At 49.8% G+C, this 19,525-nt stretch carries 16 protein-coding genes, 1 rRNA gene and 1 pseudogene; 8 read left to right on the forward strand and 10 right to left on the reverse strand.

The window, feature by feature from the left end; translation table 11 throughout:
* Window positions 1-149: 149 nt before the first annotated feature.
* Window positions 150-1,973, reverse strand: coding sequence for a ribosome-dependent GTPase TypA (typA, locus tag ACJHYW_RS24360; RefSeq protein ID WP_000570668.1), 1,824 nt, complete (start codon window positions 1,971-1,973; stop codon window positions 150-152).
* Window positions 1,974-2,345: 372 nt separating this feature from the next.
* On the opposite strand from typA, the gene glnA reads away from it, so the two are divergent.
* The 4 genes from glnA (at window position 2,346) to ACJHYW_RS24380 (ending at window position 6,621) form a co-directional block, all read left to right on the forward strand.
* Window positions 2,346-3,755, forward strand: a complete 1,410-nt coding sequence (glnA, locus tag ACJHYW_RS24365; protein WP_001271717.1) for a glutamate--ammonia ligase — start codon at window positions 2,346-2,348, stop codon at window positions 3,753-3,755.
* 173 nt (window positions 3,756-3,928) lie between these two features.
* Window positions 3,929-4,978 carry a nitrogen regulation protein NR(II) gene (glnL, locus tag ACJHYW_RS24370; RefSeq protein WP_000190577.1) on the forward strand — a complete coding sequence of 350 codons (1,050 nt, stop codon included), beginning with the start codon at window positions 3,929-3,931 and terminating at the stop codon, window positions 4,976-4,978.
* A gap of 11 nt (window positions 4,979-4,989) precedes the next feature.
* A complete protein-coding gene (glnG, locus tag ACJHYW_RS24375; protein ID WP_001188777.1) occupies window positions 4,990-6,399 on the forward strand; it encodes a nitrogen regulation protein NR(I) in 1,410 nt (469 codons plus the stop codon).
* Window positions 6,400-6,510: 111 nt separating this feature from the next.
* On the forward strand, window positions 6,511-6,621 hold the full coding sequence (locus ACJHYW_RS24380; RefSeq protein WP_000893994.1) for a YshB family small membrane protein: 111 nt from the start codon (window positions 6,511-6,513) through the stop codon (window positions 6,619-6,621).
* A gap of 189 nt (window positions 6,622-6,810) precedes the next feature.
* Here ACJHYW_RS24380 and hemN read toward each other — a convergent pair whose 3' ends face one another.
* The 3 genes and pseudogenes from hemN to ACJHYW_RS24395 form a co-directional block, all read right to left on the reverse strand.
* Window positions 6,811-8,184: an oxygen-independent coproporphyrinogen III oxidase gene (gene hemN, locus ACJHYW_RS24385; protein ID WP_000116109.1), complete on the reverse strand. Its 1,374-nt coding sequence runs from the start codon at window positions 8,182-8,184 to the stop codon at window positions 6,811-6,813.
* Window positions 8,185-8,372: 188 nt separating this feature from the next.
* Entirely contained in the window at window positions 8,373-8,882 is a 510-nt protein-coding gene (yihI, locus tag ACJHYW_RS24390) for a Der GTPase-activating protein YihI (RefSeq protein WP_001572146.1), read from the reverse strand.
* Window positions 8,883-9,000: 118 nt separating this feature from the next.
* Window positions 9,001-9,167, reverse strand: a pseudogene (locus tag ACJHYW_RS24395) (hypothetical protein).
* Between the two features lie 296 nt (window positions 9,168-9,463).
* Here ACJHYW_RS24395 and yihA point away from each other — a divergent pair.
* Window positions 9,464-10,096 (forward strand): ribosome biogenesis GTP-binding protein YihA/YsxC, encoded by a 633-nt coding sequence (gene yihA, locus ACJHYW_RS24400; protein WP_000183349.1) that lies wholly within the window; start codon window positions 9,464-9,466, stop codon window positions 10,094-10,096.
* 381 nt (window positions 10,097-10,477) lie between these two features.
* Here the strand turns inward: yihA and polA are convergent, their stop codons facing one another.
* On the reverse strand, window positions 10,478-13,264 hold the full coding sequence (gene polA / locus ACJHYW_RS24405) for a DNA polymerase I (RefSeq protein ID WP_000249994.1): 2,787 nt from the start codon (window positions 13,262-13,264) through the stop codon (window positions 10,478-10,480).
* Between the two features lie 363 nt (window positions 13,265-13,627).
* Here polA and ACJHYW_RS24410 point away from each other — a divergent pair, with 363 nt between their 5' ends.
* Complete coding sequence (locus ACJHYW_RS24410; RefSeq protein WP_001443189.1) at window positions 13,628-14,560, forward strand: acyltransferase; 933 nt, start codon at window positions 13,628-13,630, stop codon at window positions 14,558-14,560.
* Between the two features lie 40 nt (window positions 14,561-14,600).
* Here ACJHYW_RS24410 and ACJHYW_RS24415 read toward each other — a convergent pair whose 3' ends face one another.
* The 4 genes from ACJHYW_RS24415 to ACJHYW_RS24430 all read right to left on the reverse strand — a co-directional run bounded on the left by ACJHYW_RS24415 (window position 14,601) and on the right by ACJHYW_RS24430 (window position 18,161).
* On the reverse strand, window positions 14,601-16,031 hold the full coding sequence (locus ACJHYW_RS24415) for a YdgA family protein (RefSeq protein ID WP_061093060.1): 1,431 nt from the start codon (window positions 16,029-16,031) through the stop codon (window positions 14,601-14,603).
* Window positions 16,032-16,185: 154 nt separating this feature from the next.
* On the reverse strand, window positions 16,186-16,812 hold the full coding sequence (dsbA, locus tag ACJHYW_RS24420) for a thiol:disulfide interchange protein DsbA (protein ID WP_000725337.1): 627 nt from the start codon (window positions 16,810-16,812) through the stop codon (window positions 16,186-16,188).
* 16 nt (window positions 16,813-16,828) lie between these two features.
* Complete coding sequence (gene srkA / locus ACJHYW_RS24425; protein WP_001065511.1) at window positions 16,829-17,815, reverse strand: stress response kinase SrkA; 987 nt, start codon at window positions 17,813-17,815, stop codon at window positions 16,829-16,831.
* A 76-nt stretch (window positions 17,816-17,891) separates the two neighbouring features.
* Window positions 17,892-18,161: a YihD family protein gene (locus ACJHYW_RS24430; protein WP_001295263.1), complete on the reverse strand. Its 270-nt coding sequence runs from the start codon at window positions 18,159-18,161 to the stop codon at window positions 17,892-17,894.
* Between the two features lie 69 nt (window positions 18,162-18,230).
* Between ACJHYW_RS24430 and mobA the strand changes: the two genes are divergently transcribed.
* Both mobA and mobB read left to right on the forward strand, forming a co-directional pair.
* Window positions 18,231-18,815, forward strand: coding sequence for a molybdenum cofactor guanylyltransferase MobA (mobA, locus tag ACJHYW_RS24435; protein WP_001052172.1), 585 nt, complete (start codon window positions 18,231-18,233; stop codon window positions 18,813-18,815).
* Window positions 18,797-19,324, forward strand: coding sequence for a molybdopterin-guanine dinucleotide biosynthesis protein MobB (mobB, locus tag ACJHYW_RS24440; protein WP_000907638.1), 528 nt, complete (start codon window positions 18,797-18,799; stop codon window positions 19,322-19,324). Before mobA ends, mobB begins: the two co-directional genes overlap by 19 nt.
* 102 nt (window positions 19,325-19,426) lie before the next feature.
* Here mobB and rrf read toward each other — a convergent pair.
* A 5S ribosomal RNA gene (rrf, locus tag ACJHYW_RS24445) occupies window positions 19,427-19,525 on the reverse strand; the annotation flags it as partial.

Genomic DNA, 19,525 nt, shown 5'->3' on the forward strand with positions numbered 1-19,525 from the left:
CAGATCAAGAGCCTGTCCAATGTGCATAAAAAAATCCGGAAACAAGTGAGCGTTTCCGGATTCTTACACAGCCACTGGATCGGTCAACTGATCCTTAACTGATCGGCATTAGCCAGCGATGGCAGGTTTTTTATAACTAAAAAACGAAATTAATCGTCTTTCGGTGCGCGGTTGGCGCGACGACGATCGTTTTCCGTCAGGTGACGTTTACGAATACGGATAGAGGTCGGAGTCACTTCTACCAGTTCGTCATCATCGATGAACTCCAGAGCTTGTTCCAGAGTCATGCGGATAGGCGGAACCAGAACAACGGCTTCGTCAGTACCGGAAGCACGCATGTTGGTCAGTTTCTTACCGGTCAGGCAGTTTACAGTCAGGTCGTTAGAGCGGCTGTGAATGCCGATAATCTGACCTTCGTAAACTTCTGCACCGTGACCGAGGAACAGCTTACCGCGGTCCTGCAGACCGAACAGCGCGAACGCTACCGCTTTACCCTGACCGTTAGAGATCAGTACGCCGTTCTGACGCTGACCCACTTCACCCGGACGTACGTCGTCGTAGTGGCTGAAGGTGGAGTACAGCAGACCAGTACCGGAAGTCATGGTCATGAACTCAGAACGGAAGCCAATCAGACCACGGCTTGGGATCACGTAGTCGAGACGTACGCGGCCTTTACCGTCTGGATTCATGTTTTTCAGGTCGCCTTTACGTTCGCCCAGCGCCTGCATCACAGAACCCTGATGCTGTTCTTCAACGTCCAGCGTCACGTTTTCATACGGCTCTTGTTTACGACCGTCGATTTCACGGAAGATTACTTTCGGACGGGATACCGCCAGTTCGAAACCTTCACGACGCATGTTTTCAATAAGAACAGACAGGTGCAGTTCGCCACGACCAGAAACGCGGAACGCATCGGCGTCTTCGGTTTCTTCTACGCGCAGCGCAACGTTGTGTACCAGTTCTTTGTTCAGACGATCCAGGATCTGACGAGACGTTACGAACTTACCTTCTTTACCGCAGAACGGCGAGGTGTTAACGCAGAAGAACATAGAAACGGTCGGCTCATCAACGGAGAGTGCCGGCAGCGCTTCAACGTTTTGCGTGTCGCAAACGGTGTCAGAAATGTTCAGTTCGCCCAGGCCCGTGATCGCCACGATATCGCCAGCTTCCGCCAGATCGGTTTCAATACGTTCCAGACCGAGGTGGCCCAGCACTTTACCGACTTTCGCGTTACGGGTTTTGCCTTCGCTATCGATGATAGTGACCTGCTGGTTCGGCTTCACTTTACCGCGCTTGATGCGGCCAATGCCGATAACGCCAACATAGCTGTTGTAATCGAGCTGAGAAATCTGCATCTGGAACGGACCGTCAAGGTCAACGTCCGGCGCAGGAACGTGGTCAACAATCGCCTGATACAGCGGGGTCATGTCTTCCGCCATATCTTCGTGGTCCAGACCCGCGATACCGTTCAGCGCAGAAGCGTAAACGATCGGGAAGTCCAGCTGCTCGTCGGTCGCGTCGAGGTTAACGAACAGATCGAATACCTGATCCACAACCCAATCAGGACGCGCGCCAGGGCGGTCAACTTTGTTGATAACAACAATCGGCTTCAGGCCGTAAGCAAACGCTTTTTTGGTTACGAAGCGCGTTTGCGGCATCGGGCCGTCAAATGCGTCAACCACCAGCAGCACTGAGTCTACCATGGACATTACACGTTCAACTTCACCACCGAAGTCGGCGTGCCCCGGGGTATCAACGATGTTGATACGGTAATCATTCCATTTGATAGCGGTGTTTTTCGCGAGGATGGTAATCCCACGCTCTTTCTCCAAATCGTTGGAGTCCATCACGCGCTCTTGGGTTTCGGCACGAGAGTCGAACGTACCGGATTGTTGGAGCAGCTTGTCTACCAGGGTGGTTTTACCATGGTCTACGTGCGCGATGATGGCGATATTACGCAATTTTTCGATCACAACTTTGCCTCAGGCATTAGAAATAGCGCGTTATTGTACACGGATTAATCGCACTACAAAACAGGATCACAAACATCCTCCGCAAACAAGTATTGCAGAGTCCCTTTGTGATCGCTTTCACGGAGCATAAAAAGGGTTATCCAAAGGTCATTGCACCAACATGGTGCTTAATGTTTCCATTGAAGCACTATATTGGTGCAACATTCACATCATGGTGCAGCCCTTTTGCACGATGTTAAGCATGATAACGCCTTTTAGGGGCAATTTAAAAGTTGGCACAGATTTCGCTTTATCTTTTTTACGGCGACACGGCCAAAATAATTGCAGATTTCGTTACCACGACGACCATGACCAATCCAGGAGAGTTAAAGTATGTCCGCTGAACACGTACTGACGATGCTGAACGAGCACGAAGTGAAGTTTGTTGATTTGCGCTTCACCGATACCAAAGGTAAAGAACAGCACGTCACTATCCCTGCTCATCAGGTGAATGCTGAATTCTTCGAAGAAGGCAAAATGTTTGACGGCTCCTCGATTGGCGGCTGGAAAGGCATTAACGAATCCGACATGGTGCTGATGCCAGACGCATCCACCGCAGTGATTGACCCGTTCTTCGCGGATTCTACCCTGATTATCCGTTGCGACATCCTTGAACCTGGCACCCTGCAAGGCTATGACCGTGACCCGCGCTCTATTGCGAAGCGCGCCGAAGATTACCTGCGTTCCACTGGCATTGCCGACACCGTACTGTTCGGGCCAGAACCTGAATTCTTCCTGTTCGATGACATCCGTTTCGGATCATCTATCTCCGGTTCCCACGTTGCTATCGACGATATCGAAGGCGCATGGAACTCCTCCACCCAATACGAAGGTGGTAACAAAGGTCACCGTCCGGCAGTGAAAGGCGGTTACTTCCCGGTTCCGCCGGTAGACTCTGCTCAGGATATTCGTTCTGAAATGTGTCTGGTGATGGAACAGATGGGTCTGGTGGTTGAAGCCCATCACCACGAAGTAGCGACTGCTGGTCAGAACGAAGTGGCTACCCGCTTCAATACCATGACCAAAAAAGCTGACGAAATTCAGATCTACAAATATGTTGTGCACAACGTAGCGCACCGCTTCGGTAAAACTGCGACCTTTATGCCAAAACCGATGTTCGGTGATAACGGCTCCGGTATGCACTGCCACATGTCGCTGTCTAAAAACGGCGTTAACCTGTTTGCTGGCGACAAATACGCAGGTCTGTCTGAACAGGCGCTGTACTACATTGGCGGCGTAATCAAACACGCGAAAGCGATTAATGCCCTGGCAAACCCGACCACCAACTCTTACAAGCGTCTGGTCCCGGGCTACGAAGCACCGGTAATGCTGGCTTACTCTGCGCGTAACCGTTCTGCGTCTATCCGTATTCCGGTGGTTTCTTCTCCGAAAGCACGTCGTATCGAAGTACGTTTCCCGGACCCGGCGGCTAACCCGTACCTGTGCTTTGCTGCCCTGCTGATGGCCGGTCTTGACGGTATCAAGAACAAGATCCATCCGGGCGAAGCGATGGACAAAAACCTGTATGACCTGCCGCCGGAAGAAGCGAAAGAGATCCCACAGGTTGCTGGTTCTCTGGAAGAAGCACTGAACGAACTGGATCTGGACCGCGAGTTCCTGAAAGCCGGTGGCGTGTTCACTGATGAAGCGATCGATGCGTACATCGCTCTGCGTCGCGAAGAAGATGACCGTGTGCGTATGACTCCGCATCCGGTAGAGTTTGAGCTGTACTACAGCGTCTAATAGTTGAAGTTGTACTACCCGGCGCAACAACGCCGGGATTTAGTTGCCGTGGAAACTTTCAGCCCATCTCTGCATGGGCTTTTTTCTCCGTCAATTCTCTGATGCTTCGCGCTTTTTATCCGTAAAAAGCTATAATGCACTAAAATGGTGCAACCTGTTCAGGAGACTGCTTTATGGCAACAGGCACGCAGCCCGATGCTGGGCAGATCCTCAACTCGCTGATTAACAGTATTTTGTTAATTGATGACAATCTGGCGATCCATTACGCCAACCCCGCCGCGCAACAACTGCTCGCCCAAAGCTCCCGCAAATTGTTTGGTACGCCGTTACCGGAACTGTTGAGCTACTTCTCATTAAATATCGAGCTGATGCAAGAAAGTCTGGAGGCGGGGCAAGGTTTTACCGATAACGAAGTGACGCTGGTCATCGACGGGCGCTCGCATATCCTTTCTGTGACGGCCCAGCGTATGCCGGACGGCATGATCCTGCTGGAGATGGCTCCGATGGATAACCAGCGCCGCTTAAGTCAGGAACAGCTACAGCACGCCCAGCAGGTTGCTGCCCGTGATTTAGTGCGCGGCCTGGCACATGAGATTAAAAATCCGCTTGGCGGTTTACGTGGCGCGGCGCAGCTGCTCAGCAAAGCGTTACCTGACCCATCACTACTCGAATATACCAAAGTGATTATCGAACAGGCGGACCGGCTGCGAAATCTGGTCGACCGTCTGTTGGGGCCGCAGCTGCCCGGTACGCGCGTTACCGAAAGTATTCACAAAGTGGCTGAACGCGTGGTAACGCTGGTGTCGATGGAACTGCCGGACAACGTGCGGTTGATTCGTGATTACGATCCCAGCCTGCCGGAACTGGCGCACGACCCGGATCAAATTGAACAGGTCTTGCTGAATATTGTGCGCAATGCGCTACAGGCGCTGGGGCCGGAAGGCGGTGAAATCATTCTGCGTACCCGCACCGCGTTTCAACTGACCTTACACGGCGAGCGCTACCGGCTGGCGGCGCGGATTGATGTGGAAGATAACGGGCCGGGCATTCCGCCTCATTTGCAGGATACGCTGTTTTACCCGATGGTCAGCGGCCGCGAAGGTGGCACCGGGCTTGGCTTATCCATCGCTCGTAATTTGATTGATCAGCATTCAGGCAAAATTGAATTTACCAGTTGGCCAGGGCATACCGAGTTCTCGGTTTACCTGCCTATCAGGAAATAAAGGTGACGTTTATGCAACGAGGGATAGTCTGGGTAGTCGATGACGATAGTTCCATCCGTTGGGTGCTTGAACGTGCGCTCGCTGGGGCAGGTTTAACCTGTACGACGTTTGAGAACGGCGCAGAAGTGCTGGAGGCGCTGGCGAGCAAAACGCCGGATGTGCTGCTTTCAGATATCCGTATGCCGGGAATGGACGGGCTGGCGCTGCTCAAGCAGATTAAACAGCGCCATCCAATGCTTCCGGTCATCATTATGACCGCACATTCCGATCTTGATGCTGCCGTCAGCGCCTATCAACAAGGGGCGTTTGATTATCTGCCCAAACCGTTTGATATCGACGAAGCCGTGGCGCTGGTTGAGCGCGCCATCAGTCATTACCAGGAACAGCAGCAGCCGCGTAATGTTCAGCTTAACGGCCCAACGACCGATATCATCGGCGAAGCGCCAGCCATGCAGGACGTGTTCCGTATTATCGGTCGGCTTTCGCGTTCTTCTATTAGCGTGCTGATTAACGGCGAATCCGGCACCGGTAAAGAACTGGTCGCTCATGCCCTGCATCGCCACAGTCCGCGAGCCAAAGCGCCGTTTATCGCGCTGAATATGGCAGCTATCCCAAAAGATTTGATCGAATCAGAACTGTTTGGTCACGAGAAAGGCGCGTTTACCGGCGCGAATACCATTCGTCAGGGGCGTTTTGAACAGGCTGATGGCGGTACATTATTCCTCGATGAAATTGGCGATATGCCGCTGGATGTGCAGACGCGTTTGCTGCGCGTGCTGGCAGACGGTCAGTTTTACCGCGTTGGCGGCTATGCGCCGGTGAAAGTGGATGTGCGGATTATCGCTGCCACTCACCAGAATCTTGAACAGCGGGTGCAGGAAGGTAAGTTCCGTGAGGATCTGTTCCACCGCCTGAACGTTATCCGCGTTCATCTGCCGCCACTGCGTGAGCGTCGGGAAGATATTCCCCGTCTGGCACGCCATTTTTTACAGGTTGCCGCGCGAGAGCTGGGCGTAGAAGCGAAGTTGCTGCATCCGGAAACCGAAGCCGCGCTGACGCGTCTGGCGTGGCCAGGCAACGTGCGCCAGCTGGAAAACACCTGTCGCTGGCTAACGGTGATGGCCGCCGGGCAGGAAGTGTTGATTCAGGATTTGCCCGGTGAACTGTTTGAATCAACGGTTGCGGAGAGTACTTCGCAAATGCAACCGGACAGTTGGGCGACACTTTTAGCGCAGTGGGCAGATCGGGCGCTACGTTCCGGTCATCAAAATCTGCTTTCCGAAGCGCAGCCTGAGCTGGAGCGGACGTTACTGACGACCGCGTTGCGACATACGCAGGGGCATAAACAGGAAGCAGCGCGGCTACTTGGCTGGGGCCGTAACACCCTGACGCGTAAGTTAAAAGAGCTGGGAATGGAGTGATTCACGGCTTGTGTGTAAAGATTGATTATTGAGCGCAAATTGCTGGTATTTTGCGCTTTACTGTTCCGATAAGTTCAGTATGATCTTGCCCGGAAAACGGGGAGAGTCATTATGCTGGAATCAATAATTAATCTGGTATCGAGTGGCGCAGTTGACAGCCACACACCACAAACTGCCGTTGCTGCCGTGCTGTGTGCCGCGATGATTGGGCTGTTTAGTTGAGTTTCAGATTGCTGATGAAGTGCTCTTTGTTCATGCCGGATGCGGCGTGAACGCCTTATCCGGCCTGCAAAAGCAATATTTTCAACAGGTTTTGTAGGCCTGATAAGCGTAGCGCATCAGGCAATCTTGTTCTCAGCACATTGATGGCGCTTTCGTTTTCTACTTTGTAAACGAAGCGCCATTCACTATTTAAATCACCCGTGAGAACTGCTGCATCCGCGCTTTCTGGCGCAGATAGGTATCAAAGCACATGCAAATGTTGCGGATCAGCAAGCGACCTTTCGCCGTCACTTGAATCCCCTTCTCATCCACATCCACCAGCCCATCTTTTGCTAACGGGGCGAGCAGCTTGAGATCTTCCGCAAAGTAATCAGCGAAGTGCAAATCCCACTGTTGCTCAATGGGAGCGTAATCCAGACGGAAGTTGCAGATGAGCGACTTAATCACATCGCGGCGAATACAGTCATCACGCGTTAGCGCAATACCACGCCACAGCGCATTGCCTTGTTCATCCACTTGCTGATAGTACTGCTTCAACTCTTTCTGGTTCTGCGCGTAGCAGTCGCCAATCATGCTGATGGCGGAAACGCCCATCCCCAGCAAATCGGTATCGCCCTGAGTGGTATAGCCCTGGAAGTTACGATGCAACACGCCTTCGCGCTGGGCCACTGCCAGCTCGTCATCAGGGCGAGCAAAGTGATCCATACCGATAAACTGATAGCCCGATTGTGTCAGGAAGGCGATGGTTTCCTGCAAGATATCGAGTTTTTGTTGCGGACTCGGCAAGTCAGCATCTTTGATTTTGCGTTGGGCGGCAAAAATAGTTGGCAGATGCGCGTAGTTAAAGACGCTCAGACGATCGGGGTTCAGCTCCGCCACACGTTTCAGGGTAAAGGCAAAACTTTCCGGCGTCTGTTTCGGCAGACCGTAAATCAGGTCGATGTTGGTGGAGGTAAAGCCAATCTCACGCGCATGGTTAAGCAGTGCAAAGATGAACTCTTCATCCTGCTCGCGGTTAACCAGACGTTGCACTTCTTTGTTGAAGTCCTGCACGCCCATGCTCAGGCGATTAAAGCCCTCGGCGCGTAAATGATCGAGTACATCCAGTTCGATTTCGCGCGGATCGACTTCGATCGAAATCTCCGCATCGGCATTGAACTGGAAGTTTTCGCGCAGCAGCTTCATCAGACGGCTGATTTGCGCTTTGTTCAGATACGTCGGCGTACCACCGCCCCAGTGCAGCTGGCTCACCTTGCGCCCGGCAAAAAGCGGTGCACGATGGACGATTTCTTGCTCCAGCGCGTCCAGATACTGATCGGCCTTGTGCTGCTGGCGAGTAACTATCTTATTGCAACCGCAGAAGTAACAAAGCTTATGGCAGAACGGAATATGTACGTAGAGAGATAATGGACGCTCAGGATAGCGCGCCACGGCTTGTAAAAACGCCTGTTCGCCGAAGTCTTCTGAAAACTCCAGCGCGGTCGGGTACGAGGTGTATCGTGGCCCGGAATAGTTATATTTCTGGATCAGGGCCAGATCCCAGTCGATTTGCTGTACAGACATGCTCACTCCTTCCGATGGCGTCTCTGGCGGCTACGGCGTACCGGCGGATGCCCGTTTCGGGTCATCAGCCGGTTGCGCAGCCACTTTTGTCGCCGCGACAACCGCTGTAGTTTAACGAATAACCACACCAGATAACATATAACCGGAAGGGTTATCAGCAGAACGGGAAGGCCCACGGCGGCAATCCGTTAGTTGCCCCGCAGCAGACGCATCATGTCTTCTTGCTTCTCGTCTTCTTCCTCTTCTTCGTCATCGTCATAAGAGAGGCCGAGTTTCTGCATCAACTCATCAATACGATCCAGTTTAGCATCCACCCAGGATTGCTCTTCGGCGCTCAGGGTTTCGCCTGCTTCCAGACGTTCCAGCAGCGCATCCAGACGCTCATCCGTTTCCAGTAATTCCAACTCCGCCTGCGGTGAAAGCATAGGTTTCTCACTCTTCGGTTTGTGCTGTTTGGTGACTTTTTCAGTCACGCCCAATGGAATAGGGGTTTTACTGCCAATACGTGGATCTTTTGGTGCGTTCTGGCCTTTGCTGCCTGACGAGGTGTTACCGCCCGCTGCGCGGCTGCCCGGCGCATGACCACGACGTTTTTTCTGACGCTTACGGTCACGAGCTTCCTGATCCAGCTCCTCGCGTGTTTTTCGACGCGCTTTTGCATGACCTTTGCTGCGTGAGTTTGAAGATGATGGTTTCATAATGGTTCGTCTTTTAGCCGTTTTATTCAGTATAGATTTGCGGCGGAATCTAACAGAAAGCAAGCAAAGAAAAAAGGCGACAGATTACTCTGTCGCCTTTTTTCCTGACTCATAACCCTTAACGGGTCTTACAATCCTTGCAGGCCGCCAACACACCCTGTTTTTCCATTAGCCGGAACAATCCGTGTTGATTCCATTTCCGTTTAATTACGTCTCCGGACGTTTGTCTTCCTGACAATCCTCTGTCTTCGCCTCCTGGCGCTCCTGACCCTCATCCTGAGTCATTGTTCCTGTTAGCGTCCTCGCTCTATGGGTGCTACTTTACGCCTTTGCTTTAAACAAACAATCAACCGCCATCAGTATTTGCACATTTTCAGAGTTTTATATAAAAGCAATTAACTGATTTATATAGCTTATTTGACATGCATCGCAGAATTTTCTCTGCTATTTCGCATAAAGACTATCGGCAATGTCTCACAAAGCGTATGGCTTTTACTTACAACGCTCACGCCGAAAAATCCGCCTTTTATTATGGTTCAGGTATAATCGCCGCAAAGCTTTGACTGACGGAGACGACCGCTTTGACTAATTTGAATTATCAACAGACGCATTTTGTGATGAGTGCGCCTGATATTCGCCACCTACCTTCCGATACCGGAATTGAAGTGGCTTTTGCAGGCCGTTCCAACGCAGGTAAATCCAGCGCGCTGAACACGCTGACTAACCAGAAAAGCCTGGCGCGGACCTCAAAAACCCCAGGGCGCACCCAGCTTATCAACCTGTTTGAAGTGGCTGACGGCAAGCGTCTGGTTGACTTGCCTGGGTACGGTTATGCGGAAGTCCCGGAAGAGATGAAGCGCAAATGGCAGCGCGCGCTCGGCGAGTACCTCGAAAAACGTCAGAGCCTGCAAGGTCTGGTGGTGCTAATGGATATTCGCCATCCGCTGAAAGATTTGGATCAGCAGATGATTGAGTGGGCGGTAGACAGCAATATCGCCGTGCTGGTGCTGCTGACCAAAGCGGACAAACTGGCAAGCGGCGCACGTAAAGCGCAATTGAATATGGTGCGTGAAGCGGTGCTGGCGTTTAACGGTGATGTGCAGGTTGAAACCTTCTCTTCACTGAAGAAACAAGGCGTGGACAAGCTGCGGCAGAAACTGGATACCTGGTTTAGCGAGATGCAGCCTGTAGAAGAAACGCAGGACGGCGAATAATTTTCTTGCCTTAATGCTTGTGCCGGATGTGGCGTATCCGGCCAGTAAATTCAATAGATTACACTTCTACCGTTGGCCTGATAAACATGGCGCATCAGGCATTACGGATCTTTTCTTTCGCCCAATAAAAAACGCCCCAGTCATTACTGACTGGGGCGGCTAAAATATTCAGCCAAATCCGATTACGTGAAGTAAAAGGTCTGAAAGATAGAACATCTTACCTCTGTACCCTACGCGACTAACTTTACTCTTTTTTGTTCAGTTCAGAAAGCATTTTTTGTAATTTTTTTTCAGTTGTTGCATAGGAATTTCTAATAGCCATCACAAAACGTGACAGCTTATGTTGCTTACTTACGAAAAAAGGGCATGTTCAGGCGAATCTTAGTGCGCCTGATCCCAGTTTTCGCCACTCCCCACTTCCACCAGCAACGGCACATCCAGACGGGTACAGTTTTCCATCAGTTGATGAATCTGCTTCGCGACGGCATCGACATCATCTTTATGAACTTCAAATACCAGTTCATCGTGTACCTGCATGATCATACGTACACGCGGTTGCTCAGCCTGTAGCCACGCATCAACGGCAATCATCGCCCGTTTGATAATGTCGGCGGCGGTTCCCTGCATTGGCGCGTTAATGGCTGCACGTTCAGCCGCTGCACGACGAGCACCATTGCTGGATTTGATATCCGGCAGATACAGACGGCGTCCGTCCAGCGTTTCAACGTAGCCCTGCTCTTTCGCCTGAGCACGGGTGCGTTCCATATACTCCAGCACGCCAGGGTAGCGTTCGAAGTAAAGGTCCATGTACTTCTGCGCTTCTTTACGTGGAATGTTCAATTGCCGCGCCAGGCCGAAAGCACTCATGCCATAAATCAGACCAAAGTTGATCGCTTTCGCGCTACGGCGTTGCTCGCTGGTTACGGTTTCCAGTGGTAAACCAAACACTTCTGCCGCCGTAGCCCGGTGGATATCTTTTCCTTCCGCGAATGCGGTCAGCAAGCCTTTGTCACGCGAGAGATGCGCCATAATGCGCAGTTCAATCTGCGAGTAGTCCGCCGAGACAATCACATAATCCTCTGGCGCAATAAACGCCTGGCGGATACGACGACCTTCTTCATTACGCACCGGAATGTTTTGCAGGTTAGGATCGGTTGACGATAAACGTCCCGTTGCGGTTACTGCCTGGTGATAAGAGGTATGTACACGCCCGGTTTTCGGGTTGATCATCAACGGCAGCTTGTCGGTGTAGGTCGATTTCAGCTTCGCCAGACCACGATACTCCAGAATCACTTTTGGCAACGGATAGTCCAGCGCCAGTTCTTCCAGTACCTCTTCCGACGTTGACGGCGCGCCACCCGGCGTTTTCTTCAGCGGTTTAATGCCCTGTTTTTCAAACAGAATGGTTTGTAACTGCTTGGTGGAAGAAAGGTTAAATTCTTCACCTGCAATTTCATGCGCTTTCTTTTCCAGCTCAGCCAGACGCAAGGTGAGCTCTTCAGAGTGATTGTGCAGCACTTTCGGATCGATCTTCACACCGTTACGTTCAATGCGTGAAAGCACCGGCACCAGCGGCATTTCGATATTCTCGAAGACGTTCAACGGCCCTTTGTGTTTTTGCAGATCCGGCCACATTTTCAGATGCAACTGCAAGGTGACATCTGCATCTTCGGCGGCGTAACGTCCGGCTTCTTCGAGGGCAATCTGGTTAAAGGTCAGTTGATTTTTGCCTTTACCCGCAATCTCTTCAAAAGTGATGGTTTTGTGCTTCAACCAACGTTCCGCGAGGCTGTCCATATCGTGACGCCCGGCAACGCTATTGAGAATGTAGGACTCCAGCATGGTATCAAACGCAATCCCACGTAGTTCAATGCCGTAGTTCGCCAGAATACCGCGATCGTATTTCAGGTTTTGCCCGACCTTCAGCGCCTTTTCATCTTCCAGCAGCGGTTTTAGCAACTCGAGTGCACGCTCGCGAGAGATTTGATCGGGCGCATCAAGATAATCATGAGCAACCGGAATATATGCCGCTACGCCTGGCTCGATAGCAAAAGAAAGCCCGACCAGGTTAGCAGAGATGTTATCAAGGCTGTCGGTTTCGGTATCAAATGCAAATACCGGCGCTTTTTCCAGCTTCGCAATCCACTCTTTCAGTGTTTCTTCATCAAGGATGGTGACGTAGTTGTCATAAGAAATCACCGTTGCCGTCACTTCTGGCGCTTCGTCTGCAACACTGGTTTCCTGCGGCCTGGCTGCGGGTTTCACCCCTTTAGCCTGTAGCCATTTGCCCGCTTCGACATCAGCAGTCCAGCGTTTGAACTCATACTTTTTGAACAGCCCTAACAACTCTTCCGCCGCCGGTGGCTGCACTTCCAGTTGTTCACAGGTCAGCTCCAGTTCAACGTCGGTTTTAATCGTCGCCAGCTGGTATGAGAGATAAGCAACTTCTTTGTTTTGCTCGAGCTTCGCTGCCATTGTTTTCGCGCCACGGAAGCTCAACCCAGCAATTTTTTCTGGCTCGGCATACAGCGTATCCAGCCCGCCAAGACCTTGCAGCAATGCCTGCGCGGTTTTTTCACCGACGCCCGGTACGCCAGGAATGTTATCAGAGGAGTCACCCATCAGCGCCAGGAAATCGATGATCAGTTCTGGCGGCACGCCGTACTTATTCACCACCTCTTCCGGTCCGAGGATGGTATTCGTCATGGTGTTGATAAGCGTGATATTTGGTGTCACCAGCTGCGCCATATCTTTATCGCCAGTGCTGATCAGCACCGGACGCCCGGCTTTTTCGGCTTCGCGCGCCAGAGTACCAATAACGTCGTCCGCTTCTACGCCAGAAACCGCCAGCAGCGGCAGTCCCATCGCTTTAACCATCGCGTGCAGAGGTTCGATTTGTGCTCGCAGATCGTCCGGCATTGGCGGGCGATGTGATTTGTAATGTTCAAACAGTTCATCACGAAAGGTTTTTCCCTTGGCGTCAAAGACCACCGCTGCATGCGTCGGTTTATATTGCATGATCAGACTGCGCAGCATGTTGAGGACACCATACATCGCACCAGTCGGCTCGCCTGCGCTGTTAGTCAGCGGGGGAAACGCGTGATATGCGCGATAAAGATAAGATGAACCATCTACAAGGATAAGTGGATTTTGGGGGATCTGAACCATAATGTCCGTGCCTGTTTATCAGATTATGGGTAAAGGATGCCACAGACAGGATGAAAACATGAGTTTTTCACCGCTTTTCGTGAAAATCTTTTGTAGATCTTCTGGATCGCTCGCAAATCGTCATGTGGATAACTTTGTGCATAAATTATTTACATCACTTTTAATTTATTATCATGCTTTTTACAGCATGATGTTTATCTTTGTTTTTCATGCAGTTAAAAATAAAGCCATCCCTAATAATTGAGATAATGGGATTTTTTCTAATGTGGATAGATATGAATTATTTTTCTCCTTAAGGATCATCCGTTATTTGGGTCGTTTTCTGCTAAAATCTGCGCCTTGCGCTTCTTTAGCGCACTGTCTATGGCTAACCTTTTGAATAAATTCATTATGACGAGAATACTCGCTGCGATAACCCTTTTGCTGAGTATCGTATTGACCATTTTGGTCACTATTTTTTGTTCCGTCCCGATCATCATTGCCGGGATTGTAAAACTATTGCTACCTGTGCCAGTCATTTGGCGAAAGGTTTCGCGTTTTTGTGATTTTATGATGTATTGCTGGTGTGAAGGTCTGGCGGTATTACTGCATCTGAACCCACACCTGCAATGGGAAGTTCACGGGCTGGAAGGGTTAAGTAAGAAGAACTGGTATCTGCTTATTTGTAACCACCGTAGTTGGGCAGATATTGTCGTACTGTGCGTGCTGTTTCGTAAGCACATTCCGATGAATAAATATTTCCTCAAGCAGCAGCTGGCCTGGGTGCCATTTCTTGGCCTGGCGTGCTGGGCGCTGGATATGCCGTTTATGAAGCGTTATTCCCGCGCTTATTTATTACGTCATCCGGAGCGACGTGGTAAAGATGTTGAAACCACTCGGCGTTCTTGTGAAAAGTTTCGCCTGCATCCCACCACCATTGTCAATTTCGTTGAAGGCTCCCGTTTCACGCAAGAAAAACATCAGCAAACCCACTCCACTTTTCAAAACTTGTTGCCACCAAAGGCGGCAGGCATTGCGATGGCGCTAAATGTACTGGGTAAACAATTCGATAAACTGCTTAATGTTACGCTGTGTTATCCGGACAATAACCGTCAGCCGTTCTTCGATATGTTAAGCGGTAAACTGACGCGGATTGTCGTACATGTGGATTTACAGCCTATTGCCGATGAGTTACATGGCGACTACATCAATGACAAAAGCTTTAAGCGCCATTTTCAGCAATGGCTGAACTCATTGTGGCAGGAAAAAGACCGGCTTCTGACATCGTTGATGTCATCACAGCGGCAGGAAAAGTAAGTTTTACTCGCCTCTGAATGAGCAGAGGCGAGTGAGTATTTTAATGAACAAAACGTCCGGCACGAGACATAAATTCTTCTTCGCTCATCTCCTGTCCGTTAAAAACAACTTTACCCGGTGTATAACGCAGTTGCAGCGAGGCGGTATTGTTGTCAATCGTGATTAACTGCAACATCTGACCTAATGTCATCATCCCGCTGATTTGTTTATCAGCCTGCTTTTGCGCTTTTTCAGCATCCATCCCTTCAGATAAATTAAGCTGTTTTGCGGTTTCTGTGACGACATTAAGCGGTAACTTCACATCAAAATTGAGCGATTTAATATCTTTGTTTGTGGATGATGAAGATTTGGCTGGGTCGGCAATACTGATATCCAGATTGGCATTTAGTTCGCCGAGTGCGTTCTTCCATCTTACCGGTTGTTTAATGGTCGGCTCACTTTTTTGTAATAACGGTAAATACTCTTTGAACAATGCAGCATTCACTTCTTGCAGAGCAACTTCATCGTTTGCTAACTCAGGGTGTGCAGCAAGGTGCTTCTGCATCGCAATGTTATACTGGATGATAAATTGGCGCACCGCTGAGGGATCAATAGATTCAGCAATCAATGACCACTCACCACTACCGAGTTGCTGATTCCCTTTTGTTAACTTATCAAGTTCGTAGGTCAGATTGACATTGATATAATCTTTGTCTTTAACGCGATCCAGCATGGTTTTTGCAACGAAAGCATCGATTTGGGCAACGTCTTCCCCGTGATTGATAATGTTAATCTGATTAAATTTCGACTCGCTTTCACCAACCGGAAATTTCTTTTCTTCTAATCGCGCCAGAGAATCAATGGTAAAACTTTTTGCCGTTACTTTGTTCATTGGTGATAATTGCAGAACAATATCTTCGACTTTGCCTTCAATATCCAGGTTAGACAATGAACTACCATCACCATTAAAAGTAAACTGGCCCTCACCAAAAGAAAACTTTCCATACTCTGCAGGGGCAACATCTAATGTCGTAGAGAATGAGCCACCAAACGCGAATCGCAATGTCGCTTCCACGGGCGATTTATTTTTCGCGGCGATAAATAGCGGTTGTGTCAGTTCATTATTCACTAAGTTCACTTTTGCCGCTGCCAGTGCTGGGATGACATTACCATGCATTAACATTGTGATGGGCAACGGACCGTGCTCAACATCCACATCAAATACAACTTTCTGGCCTGGCTTGATATTGAGATCGGGTGCACCGTTATCGAATGTCATTTGCATTTGAAAACGGGAATTAAAAAAGCCTTTGTCAAAGTTTTTATAACTTAACGTCATATCGTAGGCATGTTCACCTTTCTTTTTCGCATCGTTAAAATCTTTAATAAACTTTTCGACACCAGGCTGAATTTGCGTACCTGTGTACCATGTGCCACCACCCCAGATTACGGCTAACGCAACAATAACACCTGTAGCTGACTTATGTATCATATAAATATTCCCTGATAAAACAGCAAAACTTTAAATATCCGCTTATGCTGAAATAATGTCCAGCGGCAGGACGCATTATCAGAATGTATTTATATTTATTAAATAATAAAAAAAACCCGTGAATATTCACGGGCCTTATGTAATTTACATTGAATTATTTTTTCTCGGACAGATATTTCACTGTATCAGCATACTGCTGAACAAAAACATCCATATTGCTGGTATCCATACCCTGCGGATTCAGCTGATATTTACCGTTAACAAACATCGCCGGAACGCCACGCAATTGCACGTCAGCTGCAGCTTTTTCCTGCTGAGCGACCAGAGATTTGACCACGAAGCTGTTCCACGCCGCGTCGTACTCTTCACCTTTAATACCTGCGTTGATAAATACATCGCGGATATCAGATGCTGAACGAATGGTCTGGGTTTTCTGTACGCCTTCAAACAGCGGAACAGTGACTTTGTCTTCCACGCCCAGCGCCATCGCCACAGCCCATGCCTGAGTCAGATCTTTGCCCAGGTCACCACCCATGAAGTTGACGTGGTATTTAGTCATCTTCACGCCTTCCGGCAGTTTTTTCTTCACATTATCAGAAATATGCAGAACTTCTTCAAACTGATAGCAGTGCGGACAGAAGAAAGAGAAAAACTCCAGCACTTGCGGCGCGCCAGCTACCGGTTTTTCCAGGGTAGTGTACTGTTTACCATCTTCATACTGCGCCGCCGATGCGCTAAACGCTAAAACTAAACCAGCCAGCGCCAGCCAAATCTTTTTCATGATCTACTCTCTCCGGTTAATACATAGGTGTTAATTGTAAAGGGGGTTCTTGTAGAACTTTTGCCTGTTCTATAAAAGTCGCCGTTTGTCGCAGCCAGTAATCTTCCCCGGTTAACCACGGGAAATTTTTCGGGAACGCGGGATCAGCCCAACGCCGCATTAGCCAGGCAAGATAATAAACCAAACGCATGGCGCGTAAAGGTTCAATCAGTCCGATTTCAGCGGTGTCGAACTCGCTAAATTCTTCATAAGCTTCAATAATAGTTTCCAGTTGCATCCGCTGCTCGGCTTTATCGCCATTGAGCAACATCCACAAATCCTGAACGGCTGGACCATTACGTGCATCATCCAGATCAACAAACATTGGACCATCGCGCCAGAGAATATTCCCGGCGTGGCAGTCTCCATGTAGCCGCAGAACGGTGAAATCTTCCCGCCAGTGTGCTGTAACGGCGGCGATCAGCTCATCTGTCGCTTTCAGAAATGCCGCTTTCAACCCGGAAGGTATCAGTGTAGCGTCCTCAAACAGCTTGCGAGGCTCAATGAGATATTCATTCAGACCGATGGTCGGGCGATGGATAAAAAGCTGTTTGCGCCCCGTCTGGTGCATACGCCCTAAATAACGCCCAACCGCTTCCATCTGATCGATATTATCAGCTTCGAACTGGCGACCACCGACGCCTGGAAAAACAGCGAAATAAAATCCCTGATGATTCAATAAAGTCTGACCGTTAAAGGCCACAGGTGCTGCGACCGGAACTTCATCATTTACCAACTGCAACGCAAATTGATGTTCTTCGAGGATTTGATCGGCTGTCCAACGTTCAGGACGATAAAATTTGACGACAAAACGTCGACGATCTTCGTCCTGAAATTGATAGACACGGTTTTCATAGCTGTTAAGCGGGGTAAGACCGGAATCCACCCGGATCCCTTGCTCAAACAGAGCATCCATGATGGTATCCGGGTGTAGTGTCTGGAAAGTAAAAGCGCTGTTGTTCATCCCATCATCCGGAAAACATTACGAATGATGAAGGATATCATTTCACGATGATTTTGGTGGCACCGCTTACAAGCTTTTACTCTTTAATTACGCCGCGAGCGCGTAACAGCGCCGTTTTGAAGTCTTCTTCATAATCTTTTTGCAAACCCGGGATCACCGCATCTTTCGCGGAATCACGCATTTTCAGGTGATAGATCAGAATGTCATCCGTCAAATCCGCCAGTTCGCCGTCAAAACCTGACTCTTTCGCCAGTTTCTGCAAAAATTGCAGCAGGTTAAGGTCTGGCTCTTTTTGCCAGGCTGGCTGGAGGAGTTCAATAACTTCATTCAGACGTTTACATTTCATAGTAATGCTCCTTACTCTTGAGACAGACACGTTAGCAGGGTCAATCCCACAATAAAAGAGGCGATATCGGTGAATCTGATGACGACGATAACAGGCGTTGTGCTGGCGGGCGGTAAAGCCAGACGAATGGGCGGCGTAGATAAAGGATTGCTTGAATTAAACGGCAAACCATTATGGCAACATGTCGCTGATGCGCTTATGACGCAGCTTTCTCACGTCGTGGTTAATGCTAATCGTCATCAGGAAATCTATCAGGCAAGCGGTCTGAAAGTGATTGAAGATTCACTGGCGGATTACCCAGGCCCTCTGGCAGGAATGCTTTCAATAATGCAGCAGGAAGCGGGTGAGTGGTTTTTGTTTTGTCCGTGCGATACGCCTTACATTCCCCATGATTTAGCCTCCCGGCTTACTCATCAGCGCAAAGATGCGCCTGTCGTGTGGGTCCACGACGGTGAACGCGATCACCCGACTATTGCTCTGGTAAACCGCGCAATTGAGCCTTTATTACTGGAATATCTGCAAGCAGGAGAACGCCGGGTTATGGCATTTATGCGTCTGGCTGGCGGTCATGCGGTTGATTTCAGCGATCGTAAAGAGGCATTTATAAACGTGAATACGCCAGAGGAGCTTGCCCGATGGCAGGAAAAACGATGATACCGTTACTCGCCTTTGCCGCGTGGAGTGGTACTGGAAAAACTACACTGCTGAAAAAACTGATCCCGGTATTATGCGCCAGAGGGATCCGTCCGGGGCTGATTAAGCATACGCACCATGATATGGATGTTGATAAACCGGGCAAAGATAGCTATGAGCTGCGCAAGGCTGGCGCGGCGCAAACCATCGTTGCCAGCCAGCAGCGATGGGCCTTGATGACGGAAACACCAGGCGAAGAAGAGCTGGATCTACATTTTCTCGCAAGTCGAATGGATACCTCAAAGCTGGATTTGATTCTGGTCGAAGGGTTTAAGCATGAAGAGATCGCAAAGATTGTGCTGTTTCGCGATGGAGCCGGACATCGACCGGAAGAATTAGTGATAGACAGGCATGTTATTGCTGTAGCCAGTGATGTGCCGCTTCATCTTGATGTCGCGTTACTGGATATTAATGATGTTGAGGGGCTGGCTGATTTTGTGGTGGAGTGGATGCAAAATCAGGACGGATAAGCAAGAGTAGGCTGGATAAGACGCGCCAGCGTCGCATCCGGCATTTTTTTGCACCAACGCAAAAAAGGCCATCCGTCAGGATGGCCTTTCGCTTAATTTGATGCCTGGCAGTTCCCTACTCTCGCATGGGGAGACCCCACACTACCATCGGCGCTACGGCGTTTCACTTCTGAGTTCGGCATGGGGTCAGGTGGGACCACC

This window comes from Escherichia sp. WS3063 (assembly GCF_046486595.1).
GTDB classification, from domain to species: Bacteria; Pseudomonadota; Gammaproteobacteria; order Enterobacterales; family Enterobacteriaceae; genus Escherichia; species Escherichia coli.